At 58.7% G+C, this 22,318-nt stretch carries 19 protein-coding genes and 2 pseudogenes; 15 read left to right on the forward strand and 6 right to left on the reverse strand.

What is annotated here, in order from left to right:
• Nucleotides 1-7: 7 nt before the first annotated feature.
• Genes LOY43_RS14075 through LOY43_RS14110 form a run of 8 tightly spaced genes read left to right on the forward strand, consistent with a single transcriptional unit; the run spans nucleotide 8 to nucleotide 9,633 of the window.
• Nucleotides 8-1,396, forward strand: a complete 1,389-nt coding sequence (locus tag LOY43_RS14075) for a DUF1329 domain-containing protein (protein ID WP_095125958.1) — start codon at nucleotides 8-10, stop codon at nucleotides 1,394-1,396.
• Between the two features lie 59 nt (nucleotides 1,397-1,455).
• The gene (locus tag LOY43_RS14080) at nucleotides 1,456-2,559 is read left to right on the forward strand and encodes a YCF48-related protein (RefSeq protein ID WP_258709885.1); all 1,104 of its coding nucleotides are present in this window, start codon (nucleotides 1,456-1,458) and stop codon (nucleotides 2,557-2,559) included.
• Nucleotides 2,560-2,563: 4 nt separating this feature from the next.
• On the forward strand, nucleotides 2,564-5,038 hold the full coding sequence (locus tag LOY43_RS14085) for an RND family transporter (RefSeq protein ID WP_258709886.1): 2,475 nt from the start codon (nucleotides 2,564-2,566) through the stop codon (nucleotides 5,036-5,038).
• Nucleotides 5,028-6,275 (forward strand): MFS transporter, encoded by a 1,248-nt coding sequence (locus LOY43_RS14090; protein WP_258709887.1) that lies wholly within the window; start codon nucleotides 5,028-5,030, stop codon nucleotides 6,273-6,275. Before LOY43_RS14085 ends, LOY43_RS14090 begins: the two co-directional genes overlap by 11 nt.
• A 13-nt stretch (nucleotides 6,276-6,288) precedes the next feature.
• Nucleotides 6,289-6,870 carry a cupin domain-containing protein gene (locus LOY43_RS14095; RefSeq protein WP_258709888.1) on the forward strand — a complete coding sequence of 194 codons (582 nt, stop codon included), beginning with the start codon at nucleotides 6,289-6,291 and terminating at the stop codon, nucleotides 6,868-6,870.
• Nucleotides 6,867-7,850, forward strand: coding sequence for a fumarylacetoacetate hydrolase family protein (locus LOY43_RS14100; protein ID WP_258709889.1), 984 nt, complete (start codon nucleotides 6,867-6,869; stop codon nucleotides 7,848-7,850). Before LOY43_RS14095 ends, LOY43_RS14100 begins: the two co-directional genes overlap by 4 nt.
• 9 nt (nucleotides 7,851-7,859) lie before the next feature.
• Nucleotides 7,860-8,861 (forward strand): NAD-dependent epimerase/dehydratase family protein, encoded by a 1,002-nt coding sequence (locus LOY43_RS14105; protein ID WP_258709890.1) that lies wholly within the window; start codon nucleotides 7,860-7,862, stop codon nucleotides 8,859-8,861.
• Nucleotides 8,839-9,633 (forward strand): cyclase family protein, encoded by a 795-nt coding sequence (locus LOY43_RS14110; RefSeq protein WP_095048952.1) that lies wholly within the window; start codon nucleotides 8,839-8,841, stop codon nucleotides 9,631-9,633. Before LOY43_RS14105 ends, LOY43_RS14110 begins: the two co-directional genes overlap by 23 nt.
• Before the next feature lie 95 nt (nucleotides 9,634-9,728).
• Here the strand turns inward: LOY43_RS14110 and LOY43_RS14115 are convergent, their stop codons facing one another.
• Both LOY43_RS14115 and LOY43_RS14120 read right to left on the reverse strand, forming a co-directional pair.
• Nucleotides 9,729-10,802 carry an aromatic ring-hydroxylating dioxygenase subunit alpha gene (locus tag LOY43_RS14115; RefSeq protein ID WP_258709891.1) on the reverse strand — a complete coding sequence of 358 codons (1,074 nt, stop codon included), beginning with the start codon at nucleotides 10,800-10,802 and terminating at the stop codon, nucleotides 9,729-9,731.
• 36 nt (nucleotides 10,803-10,838) lie between these two features.
• Nucleotides 10,839-11,792: a PDR/VanB family oxidoreductase gene (locus LOY43_RS14120; protein ID WP_258709892.1), complete on the reverse strand. Its 954-nt coding sequence runs from the start codon at nucleotides 11,790-11,792 to the stop codon at nucleotides 10,839-10,841.
• A 284-nt stretch (nucleotides 11,793-12,076) separates the two neighbouring features.
• On the opposite strand from LOY43_RS14120, the gene LOY43_RS14125 reads away from it, so the two are divergent.
• The 5 genes from LOY43_RS14125 to LOY43_RS14145 all read left to right on the forward strand — a co-directional run bounded on the left by LOY43_RS14125 (nucleotide 12,077) and on the right by LOY43_RS14145 (nucleotide 15,899).
• Nucleotides 12,077-12,547, forward strand: a complete 471-nt coding sequence (locus tag LOY43_RS14125) for a MarR family winged helix-turn-helix transcriptional regulator (protein ID WP_258709893.1) — start codon at nucleotides 12,077-12,079, stop codon at nucleotides 12,545-12,547.
• A gap of 100 nt (nucleotides 12,548-12,647) precedes the next feature.
• Nucleotides 12,648-13,364: an SDR family oxidoreductase gene (locus LOY43_RS14130; protein WP_258709894.1), complete on the forward strand. Its 717-nt coding sequence runs from the start codon at nucleotides 12,648-12,650 to the stop codon at nucleotides 13,362-13,364.
• Nucleotides 13,365-13,588: 224 nt separating this feature from the next.
• Nucleotides 13,589-13,978 carry a putative quinol monooxygenase gene (locus LOY43_RS14135; RefSeq protein WP_258709895.1) on the forward strand — a complete coding sequence of 130 codons (390 nt, stop codon included), beginning with the start codon at nucleotides 13,589-13,591 and terminating at the stop codon, nucleotides 13,976-13,978.
• Nucleotides 13,979-14,105: 127 nt separating this feature from the next.
• Entirely contained in the window at nucleotides 14,106-14,621 is a 516-nt protein-coding gene (locus tag LOY43_RS14140) for a cupin domain-containing protein (protein WP_258709896.1), read from the forward strand.
• Nucleotides 14,622-14,840: 219 nt separating this feature from the next.
• Nucleotides 14,841-15,899: an ArsO family NAD(P)H-dependent flavin-containing monooxygenase gene (locus LOY43_RS14145; RefSeq protein ID WP_220556177.1), complete on the forward strand. Its 1,059-nt coding sequence runs from the start codon at nucleotides 14,841-14,843 to the stop codon at nucleotides 15,897-15,899.
• Nucleotides 15,900-15,954: 55 nt separating this feature from the next.
• Here the strand turns inward: LOY43_RS14145 and LOY43_RS14150 are convergent, their stop codons facing one another.
• Together LOY43_RS14150 and LOY43_RS14155 are read right to left on the reverse strand one after the other, a co-directional pair.
• Nucleotides 15,955-16,731: an SDR family NAD(P)-dependent oxidoreductase gene (locus LOY43_RS14150; RefSeq protein WP_258709933.1), complete on the reverse strand. Its 777-nt coding sequence runs from the start codon at nucleotides 16,729-16,731 to the stop codon at nucleotides 15,955-15,957.
• A gap of 43 nt (nucleotides 16,732-16,774) precedes the next feature.
• Nucleotides 16,775-17,713, reverse strand: a complete 939-nt coding sequence (locus LOY43_RS14155) for a LysR family transcriptional regulator (protein ID WP_258709897.1) — start codon at nucleotides 17,711-17,713, stop codon at nucleotides 16,775-16,777.
• A gap of 121 nt (nucleotides 17,714-17,834) precedes the next feature.
• Here LOY43_RS14155 and LOY43_RS14160 point away from each other — a divergent pair, with 121 nt between their 5' ends.
• Nucleotides 17,835-18,761, forward strand: a complete 927-nt coding sequence (locus LOY43_RS14160) for an alpha/beta hydrolase (RefSeq protein WP_258709898.1) — start codon at nucleotides 17,835-17,837, stop codon at nucleotides 18,759-18,761.
• Nucleotides 18,762-18,929: 168 nt separating this feature from the next.
• Here the strand turns inward: LOY43_RS14160 and LOY43_RS14165 are convergent.
• Both LOY43_RS14165 and LOY43_RS14170 read right to left on the reverse strand, forming a co-directional pair.
• Nucleotides 18,930-19,585: pseudogene (locus tag LOY43_RS14165) on the reverse strand (dTMP kinase).
• A gap of 57 nt (nucleotides 19,586-19,642) precedes the next feature.
• On the reverse strand, nucleotides 19,643-20,824 hold the full coding sequence (locus LOY43_RS14170) for a XylR family transcriptional regulator (protein WP_077572858.1): 1,182 nt from the start codon (nucleotides 20,822-20,824) through the stop codon (nucleotides 19,643-19,645).
• Nucleotides 20,825-20,999: 175 nt separating this feature from the next.
• On the opposite strand from LOY43_RS14170, the pseudogene xylA reads away from it, so the two are divergent.
• Nucleotides 21,000-22,314: pseudogene (gene xylA / locus LOY43_RS14175) on the forward strand (xylose isomerase).
• Nucleotides 22,315-22,318 lie beyond the last annotated feature (4 nt).

Here is a 22,318-nt window from a genome sequence, read left to right on the forward strand (position 1 = left end):
CTTGCGCATGACTTCTCACCACCACAATCGTCTCCCGCGCCTGAAGGCTCTGTGCTTTGCCTTGCTCGGAACGCTTACCGTCCTGAGCCAGGTTGCGACTGCGGCCACCGCAGAAGAGGCGGCCAAACTGTCGAGCAGTCTCACGCCAATGGGGGCCGAGCGCGCAGGTAATGCCGACGGCAGCATTCCGGCGTGGCAGGGCGGTTACACCAAAGTTGACCCGGCGTACAAACCCGGCGGCAAACGCAACGATCCGTTTGCGGCCGACAAGCCGCTGTTCAGCATCACCTCGAAGAATCTTGCGCAATACGCCGCCAAGCTCAGCGATGGCACCAAGGAGATGTTCAAGCGTTTTCCCGACACCTATCGCATCGATGTCTATCCGACCCGTCGCACGGCCGCCGCACCGCAATGGGTGTATGACAACACCCTGAAAAACGCGACCCGCGCCAAGCTGGTCGAGAGCAGCGCTGGACCTGTGCCCGAAGGTGCGTTTGGCGGTATTCCATTCCCGATTCCGCATAACGGCGCGGAAGCCATGTGGAACCACATCCTCAACTGGCGCGGCACGTCACTGGCCATGCACTTTCGTCATTACCTGATGACTGCAGACGGCAAACAGGTGATGACCACCGACGGCCAGGCGATCCAGGACATGCCGTATTACTACCAGGACGGCACGCCGGAAAGTTTCGCCGGTGATTACTGGCTGTTCCGCCTGCTTAACGTCGGCCCGCCGTTGCGTGCCGGTGAGCAAATCATGGGGCGCACCAATATCAACGGCGACAAGTCCCAGGCCCACGTCTATCTGACCGGCCAGCGCCGCGTGCGCAAGTTGCCGAATGCCTGCTGCGACACACCGACGCCGGCCACCGCCGGGGTGATGTCGTTCGATGAGTTGAGCGTGTTCCAGGGACGCATCGATCGCTTCGACTGGAAGCTGGTCGGCAAGCAGGAAATGTACATCCCTTACAACACCAACAAAGTCCTGACCGCCGGCAAACCGGAAGACCTGTTTCTGGCTCACCACATGAACCCTGATTACGTGCGCTGGGAATTGCATCGCGTGTGGGTGGTGGACGCCGAACTCGCGCCGGGCAAGCGTCACCAGTTGCCGAAGGGCCGCTACTACCTCGACGAAGACACCTGGCAGGCCATGCTCGGCGATCGCTGGGACGCCAACGGCCAACTCGCCAAAACCTTGTGGTCGCTGCCCGCCGTGCTGCCGGATCTGCCAGCGCAGGCGCAGCTGTCTTCGGGTTTCTACGACCTGACCTCCGGCGCCTGGTTTATCCAGAACGTCTACACCGGCCTGCCTGAGCAATATGGCGTGGTCGATCGCTACAAGGCGTCTGAATTCTCGCCGGCGGCGATGGCGGGTGCCGGGGTTCGTTGAATCGGGCCGGATCGCGACAGGTGTGGCGATCCGGTTTCACAGGTGGTTTCGAGGTCGGTATGAATAGAATCTGTCAGGTGCTCGGGCGGTTGTTAGCGCTGCTGGCGCTGCCTTGCGTATTACCCGTAAGCCAGGCTCAGGCCGCTGCCGTCGGCGATGTATTGCACACCCCGGCGATGCGCGCGCCACAGGCCCGGCAAGCGGTCTTGCTTGATCTGGCGCGGGCAGGTGCGCGGTTGGTGGCGGTCGGCGAACGCGGCATCGTCTTGCTCTCCGACGACAACGGCATCAATTGGCGGCAGGCGCAGGTGCCGGTGTCCGTCAGCCTTACGGCGGTGCAATTTGTCGATGCGAACACGGGCTGGGCGGTCGGTCATGCCGGTGCGGTGCTGGTCTCCCATGACGGTGGTGAAAAATGGGCTTTGCAGCTGGACGGCAACCGTGCTGCGCAACTGGAGTTGCACGCCGCACGCGAGCAACTGCCCACAGCGACTGACCCCGACGCAGCGACGGCACGCGTGCAAACCGCCGAACGGATGGTCAGCGAAGGCGCGGACAAACCGTTTCTCAGCCTCAAGTTCACCGATGCGCGTCACGGCCTGATCGTCGGCGCCTACGGCCTCGCCTTTACCACCGAAGACGGCGGCGTGAGCTGGCAGTCGCTGATGGGCCATATCGACAATCCGATGGGCGCGCACCTGTATGCCATCGCGCAACAAGGCGAGCGTTGGTTCATCGCTGGCGAGCAAGGCTACGTGGCCCGTTCCGAGGACGGCGGACAATCCTTCATCGCGCTCGACAGCCCGTACAGCGGCAGTTTCTTCGCCCTGCAACTGCGCGATGACGGAGCGCTGCTGGCGGCAGGGCTGAAAGGCAACGCCTTCATTTCCACCGACGGCGGCAACAGCTTCGTGCCCGCGCCGGTACCGATGCCGGTGTCCTTCAGTGATGCGATCCGCAGCGCTGACGGCCAGTTGCTGTTGGTCAATCAGACGGGCGCAATGTTTCGCACCTCGGGTGATGCACCCACCCTAGAGCCTTTCGGCAAACCGCTGGGCAAACCGATTGCCAGCGTCGTGCAGGCCGCCGATGGCAGCCTGGTGCTGGCCGGTTTCACCGGGGTGACGCGCTTGGCGTCGCCCACTGCTACAGCTTCGGAGTGAGGTTATGAAACCATTCGACAACGCCACGGCGAGCCTGGCGAGTTTCGACCCGCGCTCCGGCTCGGTCGTGGAACGCACTTTGTTCAATCACCGGTTGTGGGTGTTGCTGGTGTGCCTGGTGACCACGCTCTTCTTGGGTTATCAGGCCACGCGCGTCGAGCTGAACGCCAGTTTCGAAAAGATGATTCCCACGCAACAACCCTACATCGCCAATTATCTGCAACATCAAAAGCAACTCAGCGGTCTGGGCAACTCCTTGCGCATCGTCGTCGCCAATCGCCAGGGCGATATCTACGACGCTGACTATCTGAAAATCTTGCAGGCGCTGAGCGACAAGCTTTACCTGCTGCCCGGCGTCGACCGTGCCTACATGAAGTCGCTGTGGACGCCGGCAACTCGCTGGGTCGCAGTGACGGAAGACGGCCTGGATGGCGGCCCGGTGATCCCGGACGATTACGCTGGCACCCCGGCCAGTCTCGAGGCCTTGCGCCGCAACGTGCAGCGCTCCAACGAACTCGGCCAACTGGTCGCGTTCGATCAAACCTCGAGCATCATTTATGTGCCGTTACTGGCGACGACTGCCGACGGCCAGGCGCTGAATTACTCGGTGCTGTCGGAGCAACTGGAAGCGTTGCGCAGCGAGTACCAGAACGACAGGATCGACATTCACATCACCGGTTTCGCGAAAAAGGTCGGCGACCTGATTGCCGGGCTCAAGCAGATCCTGTTGTTCTTCGCCGTAGCGATTCTGATCACCACCGCCGTGCTGTTCTGGTACACACGCTGCCTGCGCAGCACGTTGCTCGTGGTGTTCTGTTCGCTGGTGGCGGTGGTCTGGCAGCTGGGTCTGTTGCCGTTGCTCGACTATCAACTGGATCCGTATTCGGTGCTGGTGCCGTTTCTGGTGTTCGCCATCGGCATGAGCCACGGCGCGCAGAAAATGAACGGCATCATGCAGGACATCGGTCGCGGCATGCACCGGGTCGTTGCCGCACGGTTCACTTTTCGACGGCTGTTTCTGGCCGGGCTGACGGCATTGCTCTGCGATGCAGTGGGTTTCGCCGTGCTGATGCTGATCAAGATCCAGGTGATTCAGGATCTGGCGGTGATCGCCAGCATCGGTGTGGCGGTGCTGATTTTCACCAACCTGATTCTGCTGCCGGTGTTGCTGTCCTATGTCGGCGTAACGCCGCGAGCGGCGCAACTTAGCCTGAAGAGCGAGCAGAACGATCAGGCCGGCGCGCGGCGTCATGGCTTCTGGCGTTTTCTCGATCTGTTTACCCGACGTCGCTGGGCCAGCCTGTGCATTGCCATCAGCCTGGCGCTGGCGGCATTGGGTTTTGTGGTCAGCCTGCAATTGAAGATCGGTGATCTGAATGCCGGTGCACCGGAGCTGCGGGCCGACTCACGCTACAACCAGGACGATGCGTTTTTGACCCGGCATTACGGCGCCAGCAGTGATTTGTTCGCGGTGATGGTCAAGACCCCGGCCGGGCAATGTGCGCGTTACGACATCCTCGCCAAGGTCGATGCGCTGGACTGGCAACTGCGCGCGCTGCCTGGGGTGGATTCGACCAACTCGCTGGCCTTGCTCAACCGACGCATGCTGGTTGGTCTGAGCGAAGGCAGTGCCAAGTGGTACGAGCTGCAGAACAATCAGGCGATGCTCAACATGATCACCGCCAGTGCGCCACGCGGCTTGTACAACGAGGATTGCAGCCTGCTCACGCTGTACGCCTACCTCACCGACCACAAGGCTGAAACGCTGACGCGGCTGGTCGAGCACGTCGAGCAATTCGCCGCCGCCAATAACAACGATGATGTGCAATTCCTCCTGGCAGCGGGCAATGCCGGCATCGAAGCGGCGACCAATATCGTGGTCAAGCAAGCCAATCGCGAGATGTTGTTCTGGGTCTACGGCGCGGTGATCGTCCTGTGCCTGATCACCTTCCGTTCGTGGCGCGCAACGCTGTGCGCGGTGATTCCGCTGATGGTCACCTCGATCCTCTGCGAAGCATTGATGGTCTGGCTGAACATCGGCGTGAAGGTCGCGACGTTGCCGGTGATCGCGTTGGGTGTCGGCATTGGTGTCGACTATGCGTTGTACGTGATGAGCATCTTGCTCGGCCATCTGCGCCAGGGCGCAAGCCTTTCAGAAGCCTATTACCGCGCACTGGTGTCCACCGGCAAAGTGGTGATGCTCACTGGCATCACGCTCGCCATTGGCGTGGCCACGTGGATCTTCTCGCCGATCAAATTCCAGGCTGACATGGGCGTGCTGCTGGCGTTCATGTTCGTCTGGAACATGGTCGGCGCGCTGCTGCTGTTGCCAGCGCTGGCGTACTTCCTGCTGCCTGCACGGCGGACGAACACCGACGCAGAAACGCCGGAGGAGGCCATCAGTCTGGCCGTGCCGTCGCGAGCGGTGGCGGTAGATGTTCATCAAGCGCGTCATCGGGAGACCTGTCATGGCCGTTGAGTCTTCAATTGAAAACAGCGGCCGCCACGCCGGTTTGACGCAATCGTTGCTGTTGCTGCTCGGCAGCTGTCTGCCAGTGCTCGGCGCGGTATTGCTCGCACCGGTATTGCCGCGCATGCAGGCCCATTTTGCCGAGGTCGCGGGCAGTACCGTGCTGGTGCCGATCGTGCTGACCTTGCCAGCGTTGGTGATTGCATTACTGGCGCCGTTCGCCGGGGTCATCGCCGATCGGCTCGGACGCAAACCGCTGTTGTTGGCGAGCATGGCCTTGTACGCGCTTTGCGGTGTGTTGCCGCTGTGGCTGGATTCTCTGCTGGCGATTGTCGCCAGCCGCGCCGGCATCGGTCTGGCGGAGGCGGGGATCATGACCTGCTGCACCACGCTGATGGGCGACTACTACAGCGGCGCACGCCGTGAACGCCTGTTTGCACTGCAAATGGTCGCGACGTCTCTGTCTGCTGCGGTGTTTATCGCACTGGGTGGTTTCCTCGGACAGGACGACTGGCGTACACCGTTTGCGCTGTACGCGGTCGGGCTGATTTTCCTGCCGCTGATGGCGTGGAAACTCTGGGAACCGCAACCCCGCGTGCAACCGGTGACAACGGTGCCGGTGTCAGCCCCGCGCACATTTCCATGGCGGGCACTCACGCCTATGTATGCGTTGTCGCTGCTCGCGGGCCTGAGCCTGTTCATCGTGCCGGTGCAGGCCGGCTACTTGCTCAACTTGTTGCACGTGGATGCGCCGCAGCAGATCGGCATGACCATGGGCGCCAATCAACTTGGCGTGCTCGTCGGGGCCTTGAGTTTTCGCCTGTTGAGCGGCCTGCGCAGCCAGCATGTGTTGCTGATTGCCTTTGGCCTGGCCGGCATTGGCGGCTTGTTGATGGCCGCGGCCGGCAGCCACGCGCAGGTGGTGGTCGCGGTCTTGGTCAACGGTCTGGGCATCGGCCTGATGTTGCCGACATTGATCACCTGGATCATGGCGCAAGTCGGCTTTGCTCAGCGTGGGCGAGCGGCGGGGTGCTTCACCGCCGCGATTTTTGCCGGCGAGTTCATCAGCCCGCTGGTGGTACTCGCCATCACTTCCGGGACTTCCACGGCGTTGCCTCAAGCATTAGCCATGATCGGTTGGTTGCAACTGGTCGTGGCGCTGTTTTGTCTGTCCGTACCGAGGCTCGGTGGACTGTTGACCCGCACCCATGTCGGCGGTCACGACTCCATCGGCAACGGCCATTGAACGAGGATTTTCCATGCAAGCGCTTCCCCCTTTCAAACGCGTGGTCACCGGGCATGACGCCCAGGGCCGTGCGGTCGTCGCCAGTCTCGGAGCAACCGCTAACGTCTTCGCACTGCAAGCGGTGCCAGGCACGGTGTTTCATGAAATATGGAACAGCAGCGGCAGTCCGGCCCTGCTCGACAATGCCGATGATCCAACCAGCAAACCCTTACAACTGAGCCCCGGCCCGCAGGGCAGTGTGATTCGCGTCGTCGACATTCCGCCAGACAGCGTGCAGAACCAGGTCAGCGCTGCCGATGCAGCAGCCGCATTTGCCGAGATTGGCCAGACGCATGCCGGTACCGGTCAGGCGAACTCGCGGCACAAACTAATGCACCGCACCGAAACCCTCGATTACGGCATCGTCACCGAAGGCGAAGTCTGGCTGGTGCTCGACGATACAGAAGTCCACCTCAAACGCGGCGATGTGGTGGTTCAGCGCGGCACCAACCACGCGTGGAGCAACCGTACCGAGGCCATGGCGCGCATGGTGTTTATTCTGCTGGACGGGCGTTTCGCCGCTGAATTGCAAGACTGCCCGGGAGAAAAATCATGAAGCTCGCAACCTTGAAAAACGCTAGCCGTGACGGCCGATTGGTGGTGGTTTCGCGCGACATGGCCCGGGCGCTGGACGCCCGTTCGGTAGCGCCGACCTTGCAGCACGCCATCGAAAACTGGGCTGAAGCCGAGCCGCGTTTGCAAGCCCTGGCGCGTGAACTTGAAAATAACGATTGCCGCGAAGCCTTTGCCTTCGACCCCGCGCAGGCGATGGCACCGTTGCCGCGTGCTTACCAATGGTGCGATGGCTCGGCGTTTCTCAGTCACGGTGCACTGATGCAGAAGGCGTTCAACCTCGACCCGATCGAAGGCGCTGACCGCACGCCCTTGATGTACCAGGGCGCCGGTGATGACTTTATCGGCGCACACGATGACATCGAACTGCCGAGCGAAAGCCAGGGCATCGATTTCGAAGGCGAATTTGTCGTGCTGATCGATGATGTGCCGATGGGCTGTTCGGCCGAAAGCGCGTTACAGCACGTCAAACTGATCCTGCAGATCAACGATGTCAGCCTGCGTGCACTCGCTCCGCGGGAAATGCGCACCGGGTTTGGTTTCCTGCAAGCCAAACCGTCCTCCAGTTTTGCCCCGTTGGCGATTACCCCGGATGAACTCGGCGAAGCCTGGCGAGACGGCCGCGTCAATTTGCCCTTGCAAGTGCAGTGGAACGGCGAGTGGTTTGGACAGCCGCACGGCGCGCAGATGAACTTTCACTTTGGCGAGCTGATCGCTCACGCGGCCCTGACCCGACGCTTGCGCGCCGGCACGCTGATCGGTTCCGGCACGGTGTCGAACGCCGAGCGCAACGTAGGCTCGGCGTGCATCGCCGAACGCCGGGCCATTGAGATGATCGAGCAGGGCGCGCCGGTGACAGGATTTATGCGCTTCGGTGATCGCGTGCGCATGGACGTCACCGGCAGCGATGGTAAGTCACTGTTTGGTGCGATCGATCAACGCGTCGTCAAAGCCAACGGCTAAGGAACGCTCATGCGTGTACTGATTACCGGAGCCAATGGCTTTGTCGGCCGTGAACTGCTGCGTTGTCTGCTCGCACGCGGCAGTTTGCGCGGGCAAGTCATTCGTTCGTTGCTGGTGCTGGACACCGATATCCAAGGCCTGCCAGACGACCCGCGCCTGCGTCGGCACAGCGGCAGCGTGACGGATGCGGCGTTGATGCGCCGTGTCCTGGCCGATGGCATCGACGTGGTGTTTCACTTGGTCAGCATTCCCGGCGGAGCGGCGGAGGCGCATTACGAATCGGGTTATCAGGTCAACCTGCTGGCCAGCCTCGAACTGCTTGACCAATTGCGCAACAAGGCGCGACCTCCGGTGTTGGTGTATGCCAGCAGCGTGGCGGTGTACGGCGCTGATCTGCCGGCAAAGATGAACGAGCAGGCTGAACTGCACCCGCAATTGTCGTACGGCACACACAAGATGATGGTCGAGCGCGCGCTGATCGATCTGGGTCGGCGCGGTGAGGTCGACAGCCGCGCGGTGCGCCTGCCGGGCATAGTCGCGCGCCCGCGTGAACCCAACGGTTTGCGCTCGGCCTTCATGAGCGACTTGATGCGGGCCTTTGCCGAGTGCGCTGAGTATTGCTGCCCGGTATCACCGCAAGCAACAGCGTGGTGGATGTCGGCGCGCTGTTGCGTGAACAACCTGATCCACGCCGCCGAACTGGATGACGCCACCGCGCAACAGCGGGTCTGGCAACTGCCGGTGCTGCACTTGTCCATTGCCCAGGTCATTGATGCACTGGCGGCGAATTACGGCGAGCAACGCCGTGCGCTGATCAGTTTTGCCGCTGACCTTGACCTTGAAAATCTGTTTGGGCGCATGCCGCCCTTGAAAACCCCGCAAGCCCGCGCTGTCGGCTTCAGCCATGACGGCAACGTCGCCACGCTTATTCGCAACGCCCTCAACCCAGCCCCTTTTCGGCATCTGCCGTTGAACGGAGATACGCCTCATGTCACAGCCTATCCAGCGTAAACGTCGTCTGGTCGACCTTTCGGTGACCCTCGATAACAACCCGTACACAGATCCGCCGCCGCTGTTGCCGAAAATCGATTACATGGACCACCAGCAAGGCTGGCCGGAGATGGCGGCGATGTTTCCGGGTTTGCAGCTTGAGCAGATGCCCGGCCATGAATCGTGGGCCGCCGAGCGCTTGCAGATCACCACCCACAGCGGCACCCACATGGACGCGCCGTGGCATTACGCCTCGACCACCGATGGCGGCGAGCCGGCGTTTGGCATTGATGAGTTGCCGCTGGACTGGTGTTTGCAGCCGGGGGTCAAACTGGATTTTCGCCATTTGCCCGACGGTCACGTGGTCACGGCAGAAGAGGTCGAAGCGGAGTTGGCGCGTATCGAGCACACGCTGCAACCACTGGATATCGTGCTGATCAACACACGCGCCGGTGCACTGTTCGGGCAGCCCGGGTATCTCGACGCCGGCATTGGCATGGGACGCGAAGCGACGATGTATCTGCTGGAACGTGGTGTGCGCGTGGTCGGCACTGACGCCTGGAGCTGGGACGCGCCGTTCAAATACACCCGTGAGCGTTTTGCTGCCAGCGGCGATGCCTCGATCATCTGGGAAGGGCATAAGGCCGGGCGCGATATCGGCTACGGGCAAATGGAAAAACTGGCCAACCTCGAATCCCTGCCAGCGAGCGGCTTCACGGTGTCGTGCTTTCCTTACAAGATCCGCCATGCGTCGGCAGGTTTTGTGCGCGCGGTGGCAATTTTCGAAGAGTGATCGGTCTGTTTGAGGCATTCCTTTAACGACAGTAAGAGAACGGCAGGCTTTGAACACAGTGGACGGCGTTTGCCGCCGCCACTGTTCTGAAGCAATCAACCCGTTGGATTGCGCAGCCGCTCGATGATTCTGCGGGCACGATTGGCCCCGACGTCGACGTGAATATCAATCATCGGACGTGTACCGAACCGGCACATGTTCTGGTACTGCGCCTCGATCACCACTTTGTCTTCATCGAACGTCAATCGCGTCTGATGCAGAACTTTGGCTGTGACGGCCTCGGGATCATGTTCAGGGTTAGTGGCCATGGTCCAGAAATAGTGGCTTGTGGTGTCTGTTTCAGGTGTCACGCCGTGAAAACCACGCATGTGGAAGCCGCCTCGATCCGGGTTGTTCAGATCGTCCGTGCCCGCATCTATCGCGCCGGTCCAGATGCGCAGGTGATTGATGTGAAATTCGATCTCCTGCCAGCGGTCAATGTTGCCTTTGAACGGGTAGGCCGCGGTGTAGGTCGGCGGCGGAACGGAATCGGGCATGTGGCGAACCACGCGAACCATTGAGTCATCACCATCGACGTTCATCTTCGCGTTCATATGAATGCTGGCGTTGCCGCCAATGGTGTGCAGATGGACGTAGCCCAGGTGACTGAGATCCATGAGGTTGTCGTGGATGAGTTGATAAGGCGCGTCGTAGTGATAGACATCACCGTCGAACAGGTATTTGCCGCTGCTGTGCACGTCGTAGGTCGGTGGCGCGAATGTCGGCTCGGGATGCTCGGCGCTGCCGAACCAGATCCAGATGATCTGATCCTGCTCCCGGACGGTGTAGGCAGGGACTTTGGCTTTGCTCGGGATCTTGTCCTGGCCCGGAATTTCAATGCATTTACCGCCTTCATTGAATAGCAGGCCGTGGTAACCGCAGCGCAAACCGCGCTCTTCCACCGTGCCGCCGGACAGCGGCAATGCGCGATGGCAGCAGCGGTCTTCTAGCGCGGCGACCTGGTTATCTGCCGTGCGGAAAAGCACCACCGGTTTGTTCAGTAACGTACGGCCAAGGGGTTGGTCTTTCAGCTCGCGGCTCAAGGCTGCGACGTACCATTGATCGAGGGGGAAGCTCGGCGCAGTGGCCGAGGCAATTTCATGGGCAAGGGGGTGGTCAGCGGTAGTCATGATGTTCTCCGGCGAGCGGTCGAGGCTCGGTTCAGGTCAAAGATCCAATACCAGGCGGGGCGATTTGGCACGTGAGCAGCACGGGGTGAAACGGTCGTTGGCAGCGTGTTCTGCAGCCGTCATGAACTGATCACGATGATCAGCAATGCCTTCGAGCAAGCCGGTGACACAGGTGCCGCAGACGCCTTGCTCGCACGATGACTCGATGGCAATCCCGGCCTCATCGAGCACTTCGAAAACCGTGCGATCGGCGGGGATGTAAAAAATCTGCCCTGTGCTCGCCAACTGAACTTCGAAAGGCGAATCAGCGCTTGCATCGACAGGTGCGGCGGCGAAGAACTCTCTGTGCACGTGATCTTCGGGCCAGCCAGCGGTCTGCGCGGTGTCGAGGATGAAAGTCATGAAGCCGGCCGGGCCACACACGTAAAGGTGGCTTGTGGTGTCTGGCGTGGCGAGGAGGGCGGTTGCATCAAGTTTCTGTTCGAACTCTCCGCTGTCGTCATGCAAATGCACGTGGCTGGCGAAGGGCGCTTGCCTCAGGTATTGGATAAACGCGGCACGCTCGCTGGATCGGAAGCTGTAATGCAGCTCGAAATCTGCGCCTTGATGATGAAGTTCATGGGCCATCGCCAACATCGGTGTGATGCCAATGCCGCCGCCGAACAGCAAGTGACGCTTCGCTGAATCGGCGAGTGGGAAGAGGTTGCGTGGTTCGCTGATGCTGAGTGTCTGTCCCTGACTGATGCTGTCGTGCATCGCGTTGGAACCACCGCGGGAGGCGGGATCCTTCAGCACACCGATCACGTAGCGATGACGCTCTCGGGAGTCATTGCACAGCGAGTATTGCCGGGTGAGGCCGCCGGCAATGTGGATGTCGATGTGTGCACCGGCGTTGAACGGTGGTAACGGCTGCTCGTCCGCTGCGCACAGCTCGAAACTGCAAATACCCTCGGCCTCAACGACTTTACGGGTGACGTTGACTTGAAGCATGACTTCTCCCTCCACATTGAAGTGGCTGCTGAAAAACGAAAGGGGGCTTGCGGGTGACGAATCAGCCAGGCAAGAAGAAGTAGAAAGGCTGGGTAATCAAGGGCGCCAAGGAAGGGCACAGTTGGGGAGCGTTCATAAGCAAGACCTGTTAATTATTTTTTTGAGGTTGTGCTACGGCGTATCATGCGGCGCATCGTCCGCAATGCCAGCCTGAGTGAATCCTCAGATAATTTAGTTGCGGTGTCAACCAAATTGCAAGATCTTCGATCTACGGTGTTTTCTCGATGCCTACCGATACACAACTGAACCTGTCGCGTTATGTACCTGGCCTGGTGACGTTCCTGGCGAACAAACTCGCCACCGGAGCCTCCCAGTGCTATCGCAAACACTTCGGCATCGGCGTGGTTGAATGGCGAATGCTTTCGATGCTTGCCGTTGAATCCGACATCACCGCCAATCGAATCTGTCAGGCGATCGGTCTCGACAAGAGCGCGGTTAGTCGTTCATTGCAGACGCTGGAAGCGGCGGGGCGGATCACCAGTCAGCTGGATCCCAAGGACGCGCGGCGTTACACCGTGCGATTGACGGCCAGCGGCAAGGAATTGCATGACCGCGTGCTGAAAGTTGCACTTGAGCGAGAGTCGCGCCTGCTCAGCGGATTGACCCCGGCTGAGGTTGATACGTTGGTTGACTTGCTTGGGCGCCTGCATTTGCAAGTGCCCAATGTGAACAGTTATGAGCCGAGTGAGGAGTAAGTTGCGGCAGACTGCAGCGTTGAAAGCAGCTGGTGCCGCTCAGCGCCTCAAGTGGACTTTGTTAGCAATAGATTTGGCGTCGGATGATGAGAGAGTAACCATGAACAACAGCCGAACGGCACTGGTCACTGGTGCAACCAAAGGAATCGGTTTCGCGCTCAGTACTCAATTGAATCAGGCAGGCTGGAATGTGGTCGGCATTGCCAGGCATCCGGTTGATGATTTTCCCGGAAAGCTGTTGCTCTGTGATTTAACCGATGCTCAACAAACGAGGGAAATGCTCGAGAAACTCCTGGAGCGAACCTCTATTGATGCCGTCGTCAATAACGCAGGCGTTGCGTCTCCGCAAAGCCTGGAAACGCTTGAACTTGAAACACTCCAAAACGTTTTTGACCTGAATGTCCGAGCCTCGGTACAAATCGCCCAGGCTTGCCTGCCGTCTCTCAAGCGATCTTCTGCAGGGCGCATCGTGAATGTCTGCAGCCGTGCCATTTTTGGAGCCCGGGACAGAACCGCTTACGCTGCCGCAAAAAGCGCATTGGTGGGAGTTACTCGTACGTGGGCACTTGAGTTGGCGCCCATTGGCATTACGGTCAACGCCGTCGCACCTGGCCCTATAGACACCGAGCTTTTCCGAAAAAACCGACCCGTGGGAAGTGAGGGTGAGCGTCAAATATTGTCCACGATTCCGATGCAGAGACTGGGAACGCCATCAGAAGTGGCCTCGCTGATTACCTTCCTGCTCAGCGAGGAGGCATCCTTCGTTACCGGCCAAGTGATCAGCGTCGATGGGGGAGGGAGTCTCGGTGGGAAATAGCGATACGAAGCGGATTTTCAGCCTGCGTTGTTAATCTGTCAGTCTGCAGTCTCGAAGCGCTCGACAGACGAAATCGGCCAGAAGCGGTCGGTGGACAAAGACCTTCACAGGGAAAACTCGTCGCCCTTTACCAAGAGGCTGCCCCATGGATGTTATTGCCGATTACTCAAAACACCATCGACCTTGCGCGGGCGTATGCGCTGCCGCAGTGAAGGAGGGGAAGCATGATAGGTAAACGTTTATTAGGTATGGTCGCATTGGCAGGATTACTAGCAGGACGAGCCCTGGCCGACGAGGAAAATGGCTTGGTGGTGCGCATCGCGCAACTCGAAATCGATCCTGCACAGGTTGCGGCCTATCAAGCCGCAGTCCAAGAAGAGATCTCAGAATCGACTCGAACAGAGCCGGGCGTTATATCAATCTATGCTGTCGCCGAAGTCGACCGCCCGAACTGGTTTCATTTCTTCGAAATCTACGCCAGCGATTCGGCATACCGAAGCCATATCGAATCGCCGCACTTCAAAAAGTACGCTGCCACTACCAAGTCGATGATTGTGTCAAAGCGCTTGATTGAAACCACACAAATCGAACTTAGTCCCCATCCTGGTCCGTAATTCAAAAGCAGTGGCGCGAGCGTGGCCCTATATTTACTAGAAAGCTTGCAGTTCATGTTTAACTACACTAAATGGTCGTTTAGTCGAGTTAACGTAAATTAGCAGCATATTCGGCGGAGAAGAGCCCATGATCAAACGTGAAGCCAAAGCTGGAGACATTATTAGAACATTGGATCTGCAGCCTCACCTCGAAGGTGGCTACTTCCGCAGAACCTATCAGGCCGATCATCGCGACCCACTCGAAACCCCCAGCGGCCCACGGTATCTGATGACCTCGATTTACTATCTGCTGGATCAGCAATCACCGGTGGGCCAGTTTCATTTCAATCGATCCGACATCCTGCATTATTTCCACCTGGGCGACGCCATTGAGTACAGCCTGATTCATGCTGACGGCTCGTTGCAGACATTGGTGATGGGCGCCGACATTCTGGCAGGACAGCTTTTACAATTACACGTACCGGGTGGACTATGGAAAGCTTCGCGGTTGCTCGAAGGCGAAAACGGATTTGGGCTGATCAGCGAAGCCGTTTCGCCAGGATTTGATTTTGCCGATATGGAAATGGGTGATCGGCAGAAACTCACGCAACAATTTCCACAGCATCGAACGCTGATTGAAAAGCTGACGCGTGATGAGGGTTGAGCGCCGTCGAATTCAAGGAAAAGCAGTGGATCGGATTCAGGTCGATTCTGTAGGTTGAAATCCACTGTGCAACCGGGCTGATCTCGAAACATCTTGTTACGTGTAATGTATATTATGTTAAATCATATCCATTACAACGCCGCCGATTGAGCAACATCAACAAACGTCCGCTTCAAATGTATTAACTTAACCTGAACCTCGCTGACCCAAGGATTCCCCATGCCTGCCGACGTGGATGTTGCAATTATTGGCGGTGGCCAGTCTGCACTCGCCGTGGCTTACTTCCTGCGCCGTACCGGGCGTTCCTTTGTGATTATTGATGCCGAAGCAGCACCGGGCGGCGCTTGGCGGCATGGCTGGGATTCCCTGCGACTGTTTTCACCGTCGACCTGGAGTTCCATCGCCGGTTGGATGATGCCTCCGGTCACTGACGGTTACCCCAGTCGCGACAACGTACTCGATTACCTGCGCCAGTATGAGCAACGCTACCAGTTTCCTGTCGCACGGCCCTACTGGGTCAACGCTATTGAACGTCGGGGTAATCACCTCAACGTAAAAGCCCAGGGCCGCAGTTGGCTGGCCCGCACCGTGGTCAGCGCGACCGGCACCTGGCGCCATCCTTACCTGCCGCATTACCCCGGCAGCGAAACCTTTACCGGCCAGCAATTGCATTCGGCCCACTACGTTAACGCCAAACCGTTTGCCGGAAAAAAAGTCCTGGTGGTAGGTGGTGGCAATTCCGGTGCACAGATCCTCGCTGAAGTCTCGCAAGTGGCCGATGCCACTTGGGTCACTCCGCAGCCACCAGAGTTTCTTGCCGATGACGTTGATGGACGCGTGCTCTTCGAACGCGCCACCGAGCGCTGGAAAGCGCAACTGGCCGGTATCGTCATTGAACAGCCGGTTGGCGGCCTGGGCGATATCGTGATGGTGCCGCCAGTCGTTGAGGCACGGGAGCGCGGCGTGTTGCACGCGGTTCGGCCGTTCCTGCGCTTCACCGAGACCGGCGTGACTTGGGCTGATGGCTCGCAAACGCCGGTCGACGCGGTGATCTGGTGCACCGGCTTCCGCCCTGCCCTCGGCTATCTGGAATCACTGGGCGTGTGTTCCGCCGACGGGCGCGTGGCCGTCAAAGGTACGCATTCGATTCAGGAACCGCGTTTGTGGTTGGTGGGTTATGGCGACTGGACTGGCGCCGCTTCCGCGACACTGATCGGCGTAACCCGAACGGCGCGCAGTACCGTTGAGGAAATTGAGCGGTTTTTGCTGGAGCAGTGAGTCAGCGCGGCGCGGTTCAGGCAACGTTGAGGTCCCTCTCAGGAATTAAAATGTCTTAACCCGCTTTGTTCTCAACCAGGCAATTGCCTCCATCCACCACGAGCAATTCCCCTGTGATGTAACTCGCTTCAGGTGAAGCCAGGAATACAACGGCTGCGGCCACTTCGTCTGGTCGCCCCGCTCTCCCGAGAGGCGTAGAACGTGCGGCTTTGACTTCATCAGGCGTGCTCGACCCTGTAGCTATCCAGCCAGGGGCAACTGAATTCACAGTGATACCTTGATGAGCCACCTCAAGAGCTAGACTCATGTTCATTCCTACCATTCCCGCCTTTGCAGCACTGTAAGCAGCCTCCCCTGGATTACTCGCCCGTGTGCCGGTAGTTGAGCTGATGTTCACTATGCGGCCATAGCCTCTCGCTCGCATCCCAGGCAACACCCCTTGGGTTAACAGAAACGCAGTTGTCAGATTTCTAGCGATGGAAAGATTCCAGCTTTCGAGGCTCGTACTCGTGAACTCGGAGAACTGTTCTGGACTCCCTTGCATCGCCATACCGGCATTATTTACAAGAATATCGATGCGGCCCCAGACGGCCTCAGCCCAAGCGACGAATTCACTCACCTGAGTTTCCTGAGTCAAGTCGACCGGTCGACCCACTGCTTCGAAGCCGGCGCCACGTAACGCCGCAACCCGCTCATTGATGCGTGCGCTGCTTGCCGTGACGATCAACTTGGCCCCTTGAGCCCCAAGACGATGGGCAATGGCCATACCGATTCCAAGCTCACTGCCCGCTCCACTCACAAGTGCCACTTGATCTGCCCAGGTTGAATTCATCATCGTTGCCTCTGTAATTGCAATTACGCACCTCGCTCACTGATCAACCTGAGTGAGTGCCTTCCCCTAGGTGATGCTCCCATGGCGGGCATGGCGACCAAGCCTCCACGAGCTTATCGATGAAGAGTCGAATTTTTGGAGATAGGTGCCGCTTGCTAGGGTAGATCACCCGAATAGGCTCTGCGGCCTCTGCATACCCAGCGAGCAATTGAACAAGCTTGCCGCTCCTCAAATCGTCGTTCACCACGTAGGAAGGAAGAGTCGCGATACCCAGGCCAGCTACAGCTGACTGGTGTAATGACTCAGCACTGTCCATCTGTAGCCTTCCACCATGAGTAACGGACACAGAGCTACCATTCACGCGAAAATTCCAAGGAAGCAATCTCCCACCACTCACGAAATGCAGGCACTGGTGCTCGGATAAATCCTCCGGCGTTTTAGGCTCGGCGTGCTCAGCCAAATATTTGGGGGAAGCGCAGGTAATCATTTGTTGGTAGGCCACAGTGCGCGTCAACAACCGAGAATCTTCCTTCGGTGGCCCGATGCGCATGGCCAAATCAAATCCCTCATCGATCAGATCGACCAGCCTGTCAGAAAAGGTGATATCCACGCTCAGGGAGGGCCAATCCTTAAGGCAGCACTCAATGTGCTGAAGGACATGAAGTCTGCCCAGCGCAACCGGCAGACTCATCCGCAGTCGCCCACTGGGTGTCGAACGACGAAACGCAAGGGCATCCTCCACGTCGTCCAGATCCTGAAGAACGCCCACACAGCGCTCATACAGAACCTGGCCGTCATCCGTCATGCTTAAACTGCGCGTAGTGCGATTCAGTAAACGTACCTGTAAACGAGCCTCGAGCCTGACTATCGACTTCCCCACTGCAGAGCGCGTAAGGCCAAGCTGTTTTGCCGCCGCAGTGAAGCTTCCAGCGTTTACCGAGCTCACAAACGCGGCAATATCATTCAGGTTATGGAGTTCCATACGGCCTCGGTAGTCTCAACGTTCGGGCGGCTCAGCACCTGTTATGGGGAACCCTATTCCCCAATACTAAGCATAGTATCTCAATTAGCTAATCCACTCCCAACGATCAATTGAGGTCATTATGAACACTAAAGTCCAAGCAGCCGTCCAAACCTGGGCCAATAGCCTTAGCGATCTGGTACCCGTTCTTAAGGAAATCGATACCACCACAAAAATGAGCGACATCCGCGACTTTTACGCAAAAATGCTCGCGCAAAATCCAGCGCCAGCTGGCGTTAAATTCGAAGCAGTCGACATGGGCGGCGTACCCGGCACACTGGTTACTCCGGACGAGATCAAAACCGACGCGGTCGTGATGTACATCCACGGCGGCGCCTACATTGTAGGTAGTCCAGACGGCTACCACGGCATCGGCGGCAACTACGCGAAAATGCTCGGTGCTCGTGTGTACATGCCGGACTACCGACTCGCTCCTGAGCACAAGTTTCCAGCCTCTATTGACGACACATTGCGCGCTTACGAATGGTTGCTTGAGCAGAAAATCCCGGCTAACAAAATTGCGTTCTCTGGCGAGTCGGCTGGCGGCGCAATGGTTGTCAGCGTCATGGTCGCGGCTAAATCGAAAGGGCTTCCATTGCCTGCGGTTGGCTCCTCCATCTCACCATGGGCGAACCTCGAACACACCGGTGCTTCCATGAGCAACCGTGAAGGTCTGGATCCTCTGAACTCCAAGCCTGTCCTGGACATCCTCGCCAGAGCATTCCTGGGCGACACATTGGCCAGTCATCCTCTGGCCTCACCTGTGTTCGCGGACGTCACCGGTCTTCCACCAATCTTGGTGCAGATCGGCGAGAACGAGCTGATGTTGAGCGATGCAATGCGCCTTGCAACTCACCTGGCTGATAACCGAGTTCGCGTGAACCTGGAAGTATGGCCTGCGATGTTCCACGCCTGGCACTTCTACGCCACCATGCTGCCAGAAGGTCAGCAGGCTATGGAGAGTTCCGTTCGCTTCATCGAGGCTGGCTTGGCCGACGCTAACCGCTAAAACGCAGAACAACCGCGATGGCTTTGTGGCTGTCGCGGTTTTGCTCATCCTGTTTCTATAAAACCTTCATCAGGCTATTCACAGAGCCTGAGCAAACGCCCTGCCCAACCCCAGAAAATCTAACCAAACGGCCTTCCTGGCAGGGCCGTGTCCACTGAACTTCAAGGTCTACGCGATACCCTGAGCGCCAAGCCTGGCATCCACTTCGACGTTCAACCCAAGCACCTCATAGATCCGAGAAACCACCAGCATCGTCGCCTGCTCAACCGTTCCTTCATTACGGCACAACATCCAGCCGTGATCCTTGACCGCTTGCTCGAACATTTCCGTACACGCCACATGCTCTGCGTGCTTCTGGATCACAGTGCCGCCCAGTCCTCGTGATCGGTTAGCAGCCCTGGCCCATGAAATATCCGGATCGGTGACGACGCCGACATGCAGATCTGGCACCCGCACGTCTCGTTCCATATTCAATTGAAGAATCTCGGCAAACGGGATGGTTTGGCGAAACGCGGCATCCGAGGGATACCAGCGATCGATCAAGATGATGCTGTCCAGCGGCTGCTTCGTCAGAACGTTCTGGGAGATCCAGCGACGGCTATCCGCGAGGCGCTGACACACAGCCCACTCCAGATCCCGGCAAGGATTTCTCGCCAGAGTGTTGACCAAGGCCATGGTTTCACCCTGAACGGATCGCTTTTTCTCTCGCAAAGCCGGATGACTTTCTGGTTGCCCGCCCTCAATACTTGCGTAACGGCTTCCAACAGTGTGGTTTTGCCGGTGCCTTTGGGCCCATCCAGAGAAACGAACAGCGGACGATTCATTGTTCACGCAACAATCAAGACATTGATGCCCACTCTAACCTCATTTCCGGTATTCCATCAGCGCATCCCTGCCCCTTGCTGATACTCACGCGGCGTACAGCCAAACTCCCGGCGAAACACCGTGTGCAGATACTGCGCAGATTTAAACCCGCAACTGCGCGCCACGTCGGCGATCACCGAGTCAGTATTTTTCAATCCGCTGGTGGCAGCTGCCAGTTTGAAACGCAGGATCTCGTCGTGCACGCTGCAGCCTCGCTCGGCGCGGAAATGCGCTTCGAGTGACGAACGCGACACACCGACATACGCCGCCACCTGCGCCGTTTTGATGCCCTGGCAAGCATATTGTCGGATAAACAGCAGCGCCTGCATCACGTACGGATTGCCCAACGGTTGGTGCAAGCTCGACACCTGCACGTTCACAGCATCCGGCGGGATCAGGATCTGCGTACCGGTGGACGGCATGCCGTGCAGCATCTGGTGGAGTAATTGCGCAGCGGTTCGGCCCATGGTTTCCGTGCCCTGAATAACAGAACTCAGCGGCACGCGGGTCAGGCTGCGTGTCAGCGGATCATTGTCGATGCCGATCAATGCCACCTGTTCCGGCACGGCAATCCCGGCGGTCAGACAGGCTTGCAGCAACTGGCGCGCGCGGGCGTCGCTGACGGCGATGATGCCGATGGGTTTGGGCAGGCTTTGCAGCCAGGCGATCAGTTGTTCGACGGCGCTGTCCCACAGCGGTGCGCTGGTGCCCATGCCGCGATAGATTTCGCCGTGCAGGCCGTCGCGTTTCATCAGTTTGCGAAAGGCTTTTTCCCGCTCCTGCGCCCAGCGATTGGCTTGCGCTTCCGGCAGGCTGAAGCAGGCAAAACGTTGCAGTCCTGCTTCTATCAAATGCGTATAGGCCAGCGTCATCAGCGCGTTGTTATCGGTGGCGACGTAGGGAATCGCTTTCGGATAGGCGCGCTTATCCTCGTACGAGCCCCCTACCGCTACCACTGGCATCTGGATATCGGCCAGCGCCTCGCCAATCAGCGGATCGTCGAAGTCGGCGATGATCCCGTCGCCCTGCCAGCGCTCGATGCCTTTCAAACGACAGAGAAAATCCTCCTCGAGAAACAGGTCCCAGGAGGCACGGGTGCTGCTCAGGTAGTTGCCGATGCCGCTGATGATGCCACGGTCGTAGATCTTGCTGCCGTTGAACAACAGAGCGATGCGGTGAACAGGCGGTACGGTTTTCATTGTTTTTATGCTTGTCCCGAGCCCCTTGTCACAGAGGCGATTGACACAGACTAGGCGCCTGGTCGAAGAAGCTCAATACGCAAAATCGCACTCCGTGTTGATGCTTTTCATAATCAGCGGGGTCGGGGCCGTTGCTAGTATCGAGACACCGCCAAGAACAACAAGGACAAGGTCCATGCAGTATTTCCCTGATGTCGAGCCGATTCGCTACGAAGGCCCAAACAGCGATTCCCCCTCTCCTTCCGTCACTACGACGCCGACAAACTCATCCTCGGCAAACCCATGCGTGAACACCTGCGCATGGCCGCCTGTTACTGGCACACTTTCGTCTGGCCGGGTTCCGATGTGTTCGGTGCGGGACGTTCAAGCGCCCTTGGCAACACGCCGGCGATCCCATGGAATTGGCGATCGGCAAAGCAGCCGCGTCCTTCGAATTCTTCTCCAAACTGGGTATCGACTATTACTGCTTCCATGACACGGACGTCGCCCCGGAAGGCCAGTCACTGAAGGAGTACCGCAACCATTTCGCGCAAATGGTCGATCACCTCGAGCGACATCAGGAACAAAGCGGGATCAAGCTGTTGTGGGGCACCGCCAATTGCTTCAGCAACCCGCGTTTCGCTGCCGGCGCCGCGAGCAATCCGGATCCTGAAGTGTTCGCCTGCGCCGCTGCGCAAGTGTTCAGTGCCATGAACGCGACCCATCGCCTGAAAGGCGCCAACTACGTGTTGTGGGGCGGTCGCGAAGGCTACGAAACCCTGCTCAACACGGACTTGAAGCGTGAACGCGAACAACTCGGGCGTTTCATGCGCATGGTGGTCGAGCACAAGCACAAGATCGGGTTCACCGGCGACCTGCTGATCGAACCGAAGCCGCAGGAGCCGACCAAACACCAATACGATTACGACAGCGCAACGGTGTTCGGCTTTCTCCAGCAGTTCGGGCTGGAGCACGAAATCAAGGTCAACATCGAGGCTAACCACGCGACTTTGGCCGGGCATAGCTTCCATCACGAGATTGCGACCGCTGTCTCCCTGGGGATTTTCGGCAGCATCGACGCCAACCGGGGTGATCCGCAAAACGGCTGGGACACCGATCAGTTCCCCAACAGCGTCGAAGAAATGACCCTGGCCACCTATGAAATCCTCAAGGCTGGCGGGTTCAAGAATGGCGGTTTCAACTTCGACTCCAAAGTGCGCCGGCAAAGCCTCGATCAGATCGATCTGTTCCATGGCCACGTCGGCGCCATGGACGTTCTCGCCCTTTCTCTGGAGCGCGCAGCGGCCATGGTCCAGAACGACGAGCTGCAACGGCTCAAGGATCAACGCTACGCCGGCTGGCAAAAGCCGTTCGGGCAGGCGGTGATGGCCGGTGACTTCAACCTTGAGTCGTTGGCCGAGCACGCGTTCACCAACGAGTTGAACCCGCAAGCCGTCAGCGGCCGCCAGGAAATGCTCGAGAACATCGTCAACCGCTACCTCTATCGCTGATCGC

It is taken from the genome of Pseudomonas sp. B21-041 (assembly GCF_024748675.1).
Taxonomy (GTDB): Bacteria; Pseudomonadota; Gammaproteobacteria; order Pseudomonadales; family Pseudomonadaceae; genus Aquipseudomonas; species Aquipseudomonas neuropathica.

Excerpts from the sequence above, each read along its gene's own strand:
- LOY43_RS14085 (WP_258709886.1), top strand. The coding sequence starts at position 2,564 with ATGAAACCATTCGACAACGCCACGGCGAGCCTGGCGAGTTTCGACCCG.
- LOY43_RS14115 (WP_258709891.1), bottom strand. The coding sequence starts at position 10,802 with ATGACTACCGCTGACCACCCCCTTGCCCATGAAATTGCCTCGGCCACT.
- LOY43_RS14170 (WP_077572858.1), bottom strand. The coding sequence starts at position 20,824 with ATGAAAACCGTACCGCCTGTTCACCGCATCGCTCTGTTGTTCAACGGC.
- LOY43_RS14125 (WP_258709893.1), top strand. The coding sequence starts at position 12,077 with ATGCCTACCGATACACAACTGAACCTGTCGCGTTATGTACCTGGCCTG.
- LOY43_RS14100 (WP_258709889.1), top strand. The coding sequence starts at position 6,867 with ATGAAGCTCGCAACCTTGAAAAACGCTAGCCGTGACGGCCGATTGGTG.
- LOY43_RS14150 (WP_258709933.1), bottom strand. The coding sequence starts at position 16,731 with ATGAATTCAACCTGGGCAGATCAAGTGGCACTTGTGAGTGGAGCGGGC.
- LOY43_RS14120 (WP_258709892.1), bottom strand. The coding sequence starts at position 11,792 with ATGCTTCAAGTCAACGTCACCCGTAAAGTCGTTGAGGCCGAGGGTATT.
- LOY43_RS14090 (WP_258709887.1), top strand. The coding sequence starts at position 5,028 with ATGGCCGTTGAGTCTTCAATTGAAAACAGCGGCCGCCACGCCGGTTTG.
- LOY43_RS14075 (WP_095125958.1), top strand. The coding sequence starts at position 8 with ATGACTTCTCACCACCACAATCGTCTCCCGCGCCTGAAGGCTCTGTGC.
- LOY43_RS14145 (WP_220556177.1), top strand. The coding sequence starts at position 14,841 with ATGCCTGCCGACGTGGATGTTGCAATTATTGGCGGTGGCCAGTCTGCA.
- LOY43_RS14080 (WP_258709885.1), top strand. The coding sequence starts at position 1,456 with ATGAATAGAATCTGTCAGGTGCTCGGGCGGTTGTTAGCGCTGCTGGCG.
- LOY43_RS14110 (WP_095048952.1), top strand. The coding sequence starts at position 8,839 with ATGTCACAGCCTATCCAGCGTAAACGTCGTCTGGTCGACCTTTCGGTG.
- LOY43_RS14105 (WP_258709890.1), top strand. The coding sequence starts at position 7,860 with ATGCGTGTACTGATTACCGGAGCCAATGGCTTTGTCGGCCGTGAACTG.
- LOY43_RS14095 (WP_258709888.1), top strand. The coding sequence starts at position 6,289 with ATGCAAGCGCTTCCCCCTTTCAAACGCGTGGTCACCGGGCATGACGCC.
- LOY43_RS14140 (WP_258709896.1), top strand. The coding sequence starts at position 14,106 with ATGATCAAACGTGAAGCCAAAGCTGGAGACATTATTAGAACATTGGAT.
- LOY43_RS14130 (WP_258709894.1), top strand. The coding sequence starts at position 12,648 with ATGAACAACAGCCGAACGGCACTGGTCACTGGTGCAACCAAAGGAATC.
- LOY43_RS14155 (WP_258709897.1), bottom strand. The coding sequence starts at position 17,713 with ATGGAACTCCATAACCTGAATGATATTGCCGCGTTTGTGAGCTCGGTA.
- LOY43_RS14135 (WP_258709895.1), top strand. The coding sequence starts at position 13,589 with ATGATAGGTAAACGTTTATTAGGTATGGTCGCATTGGCAGGATTACTA.
- LOY43_RS14160 (WP_258709898.1), top strand. The coding sequence starts at position 17,835 with ATGAACACTAAAGTCCAAGCAGCCGTCCAAACCTGGGCCAATAGCCTT.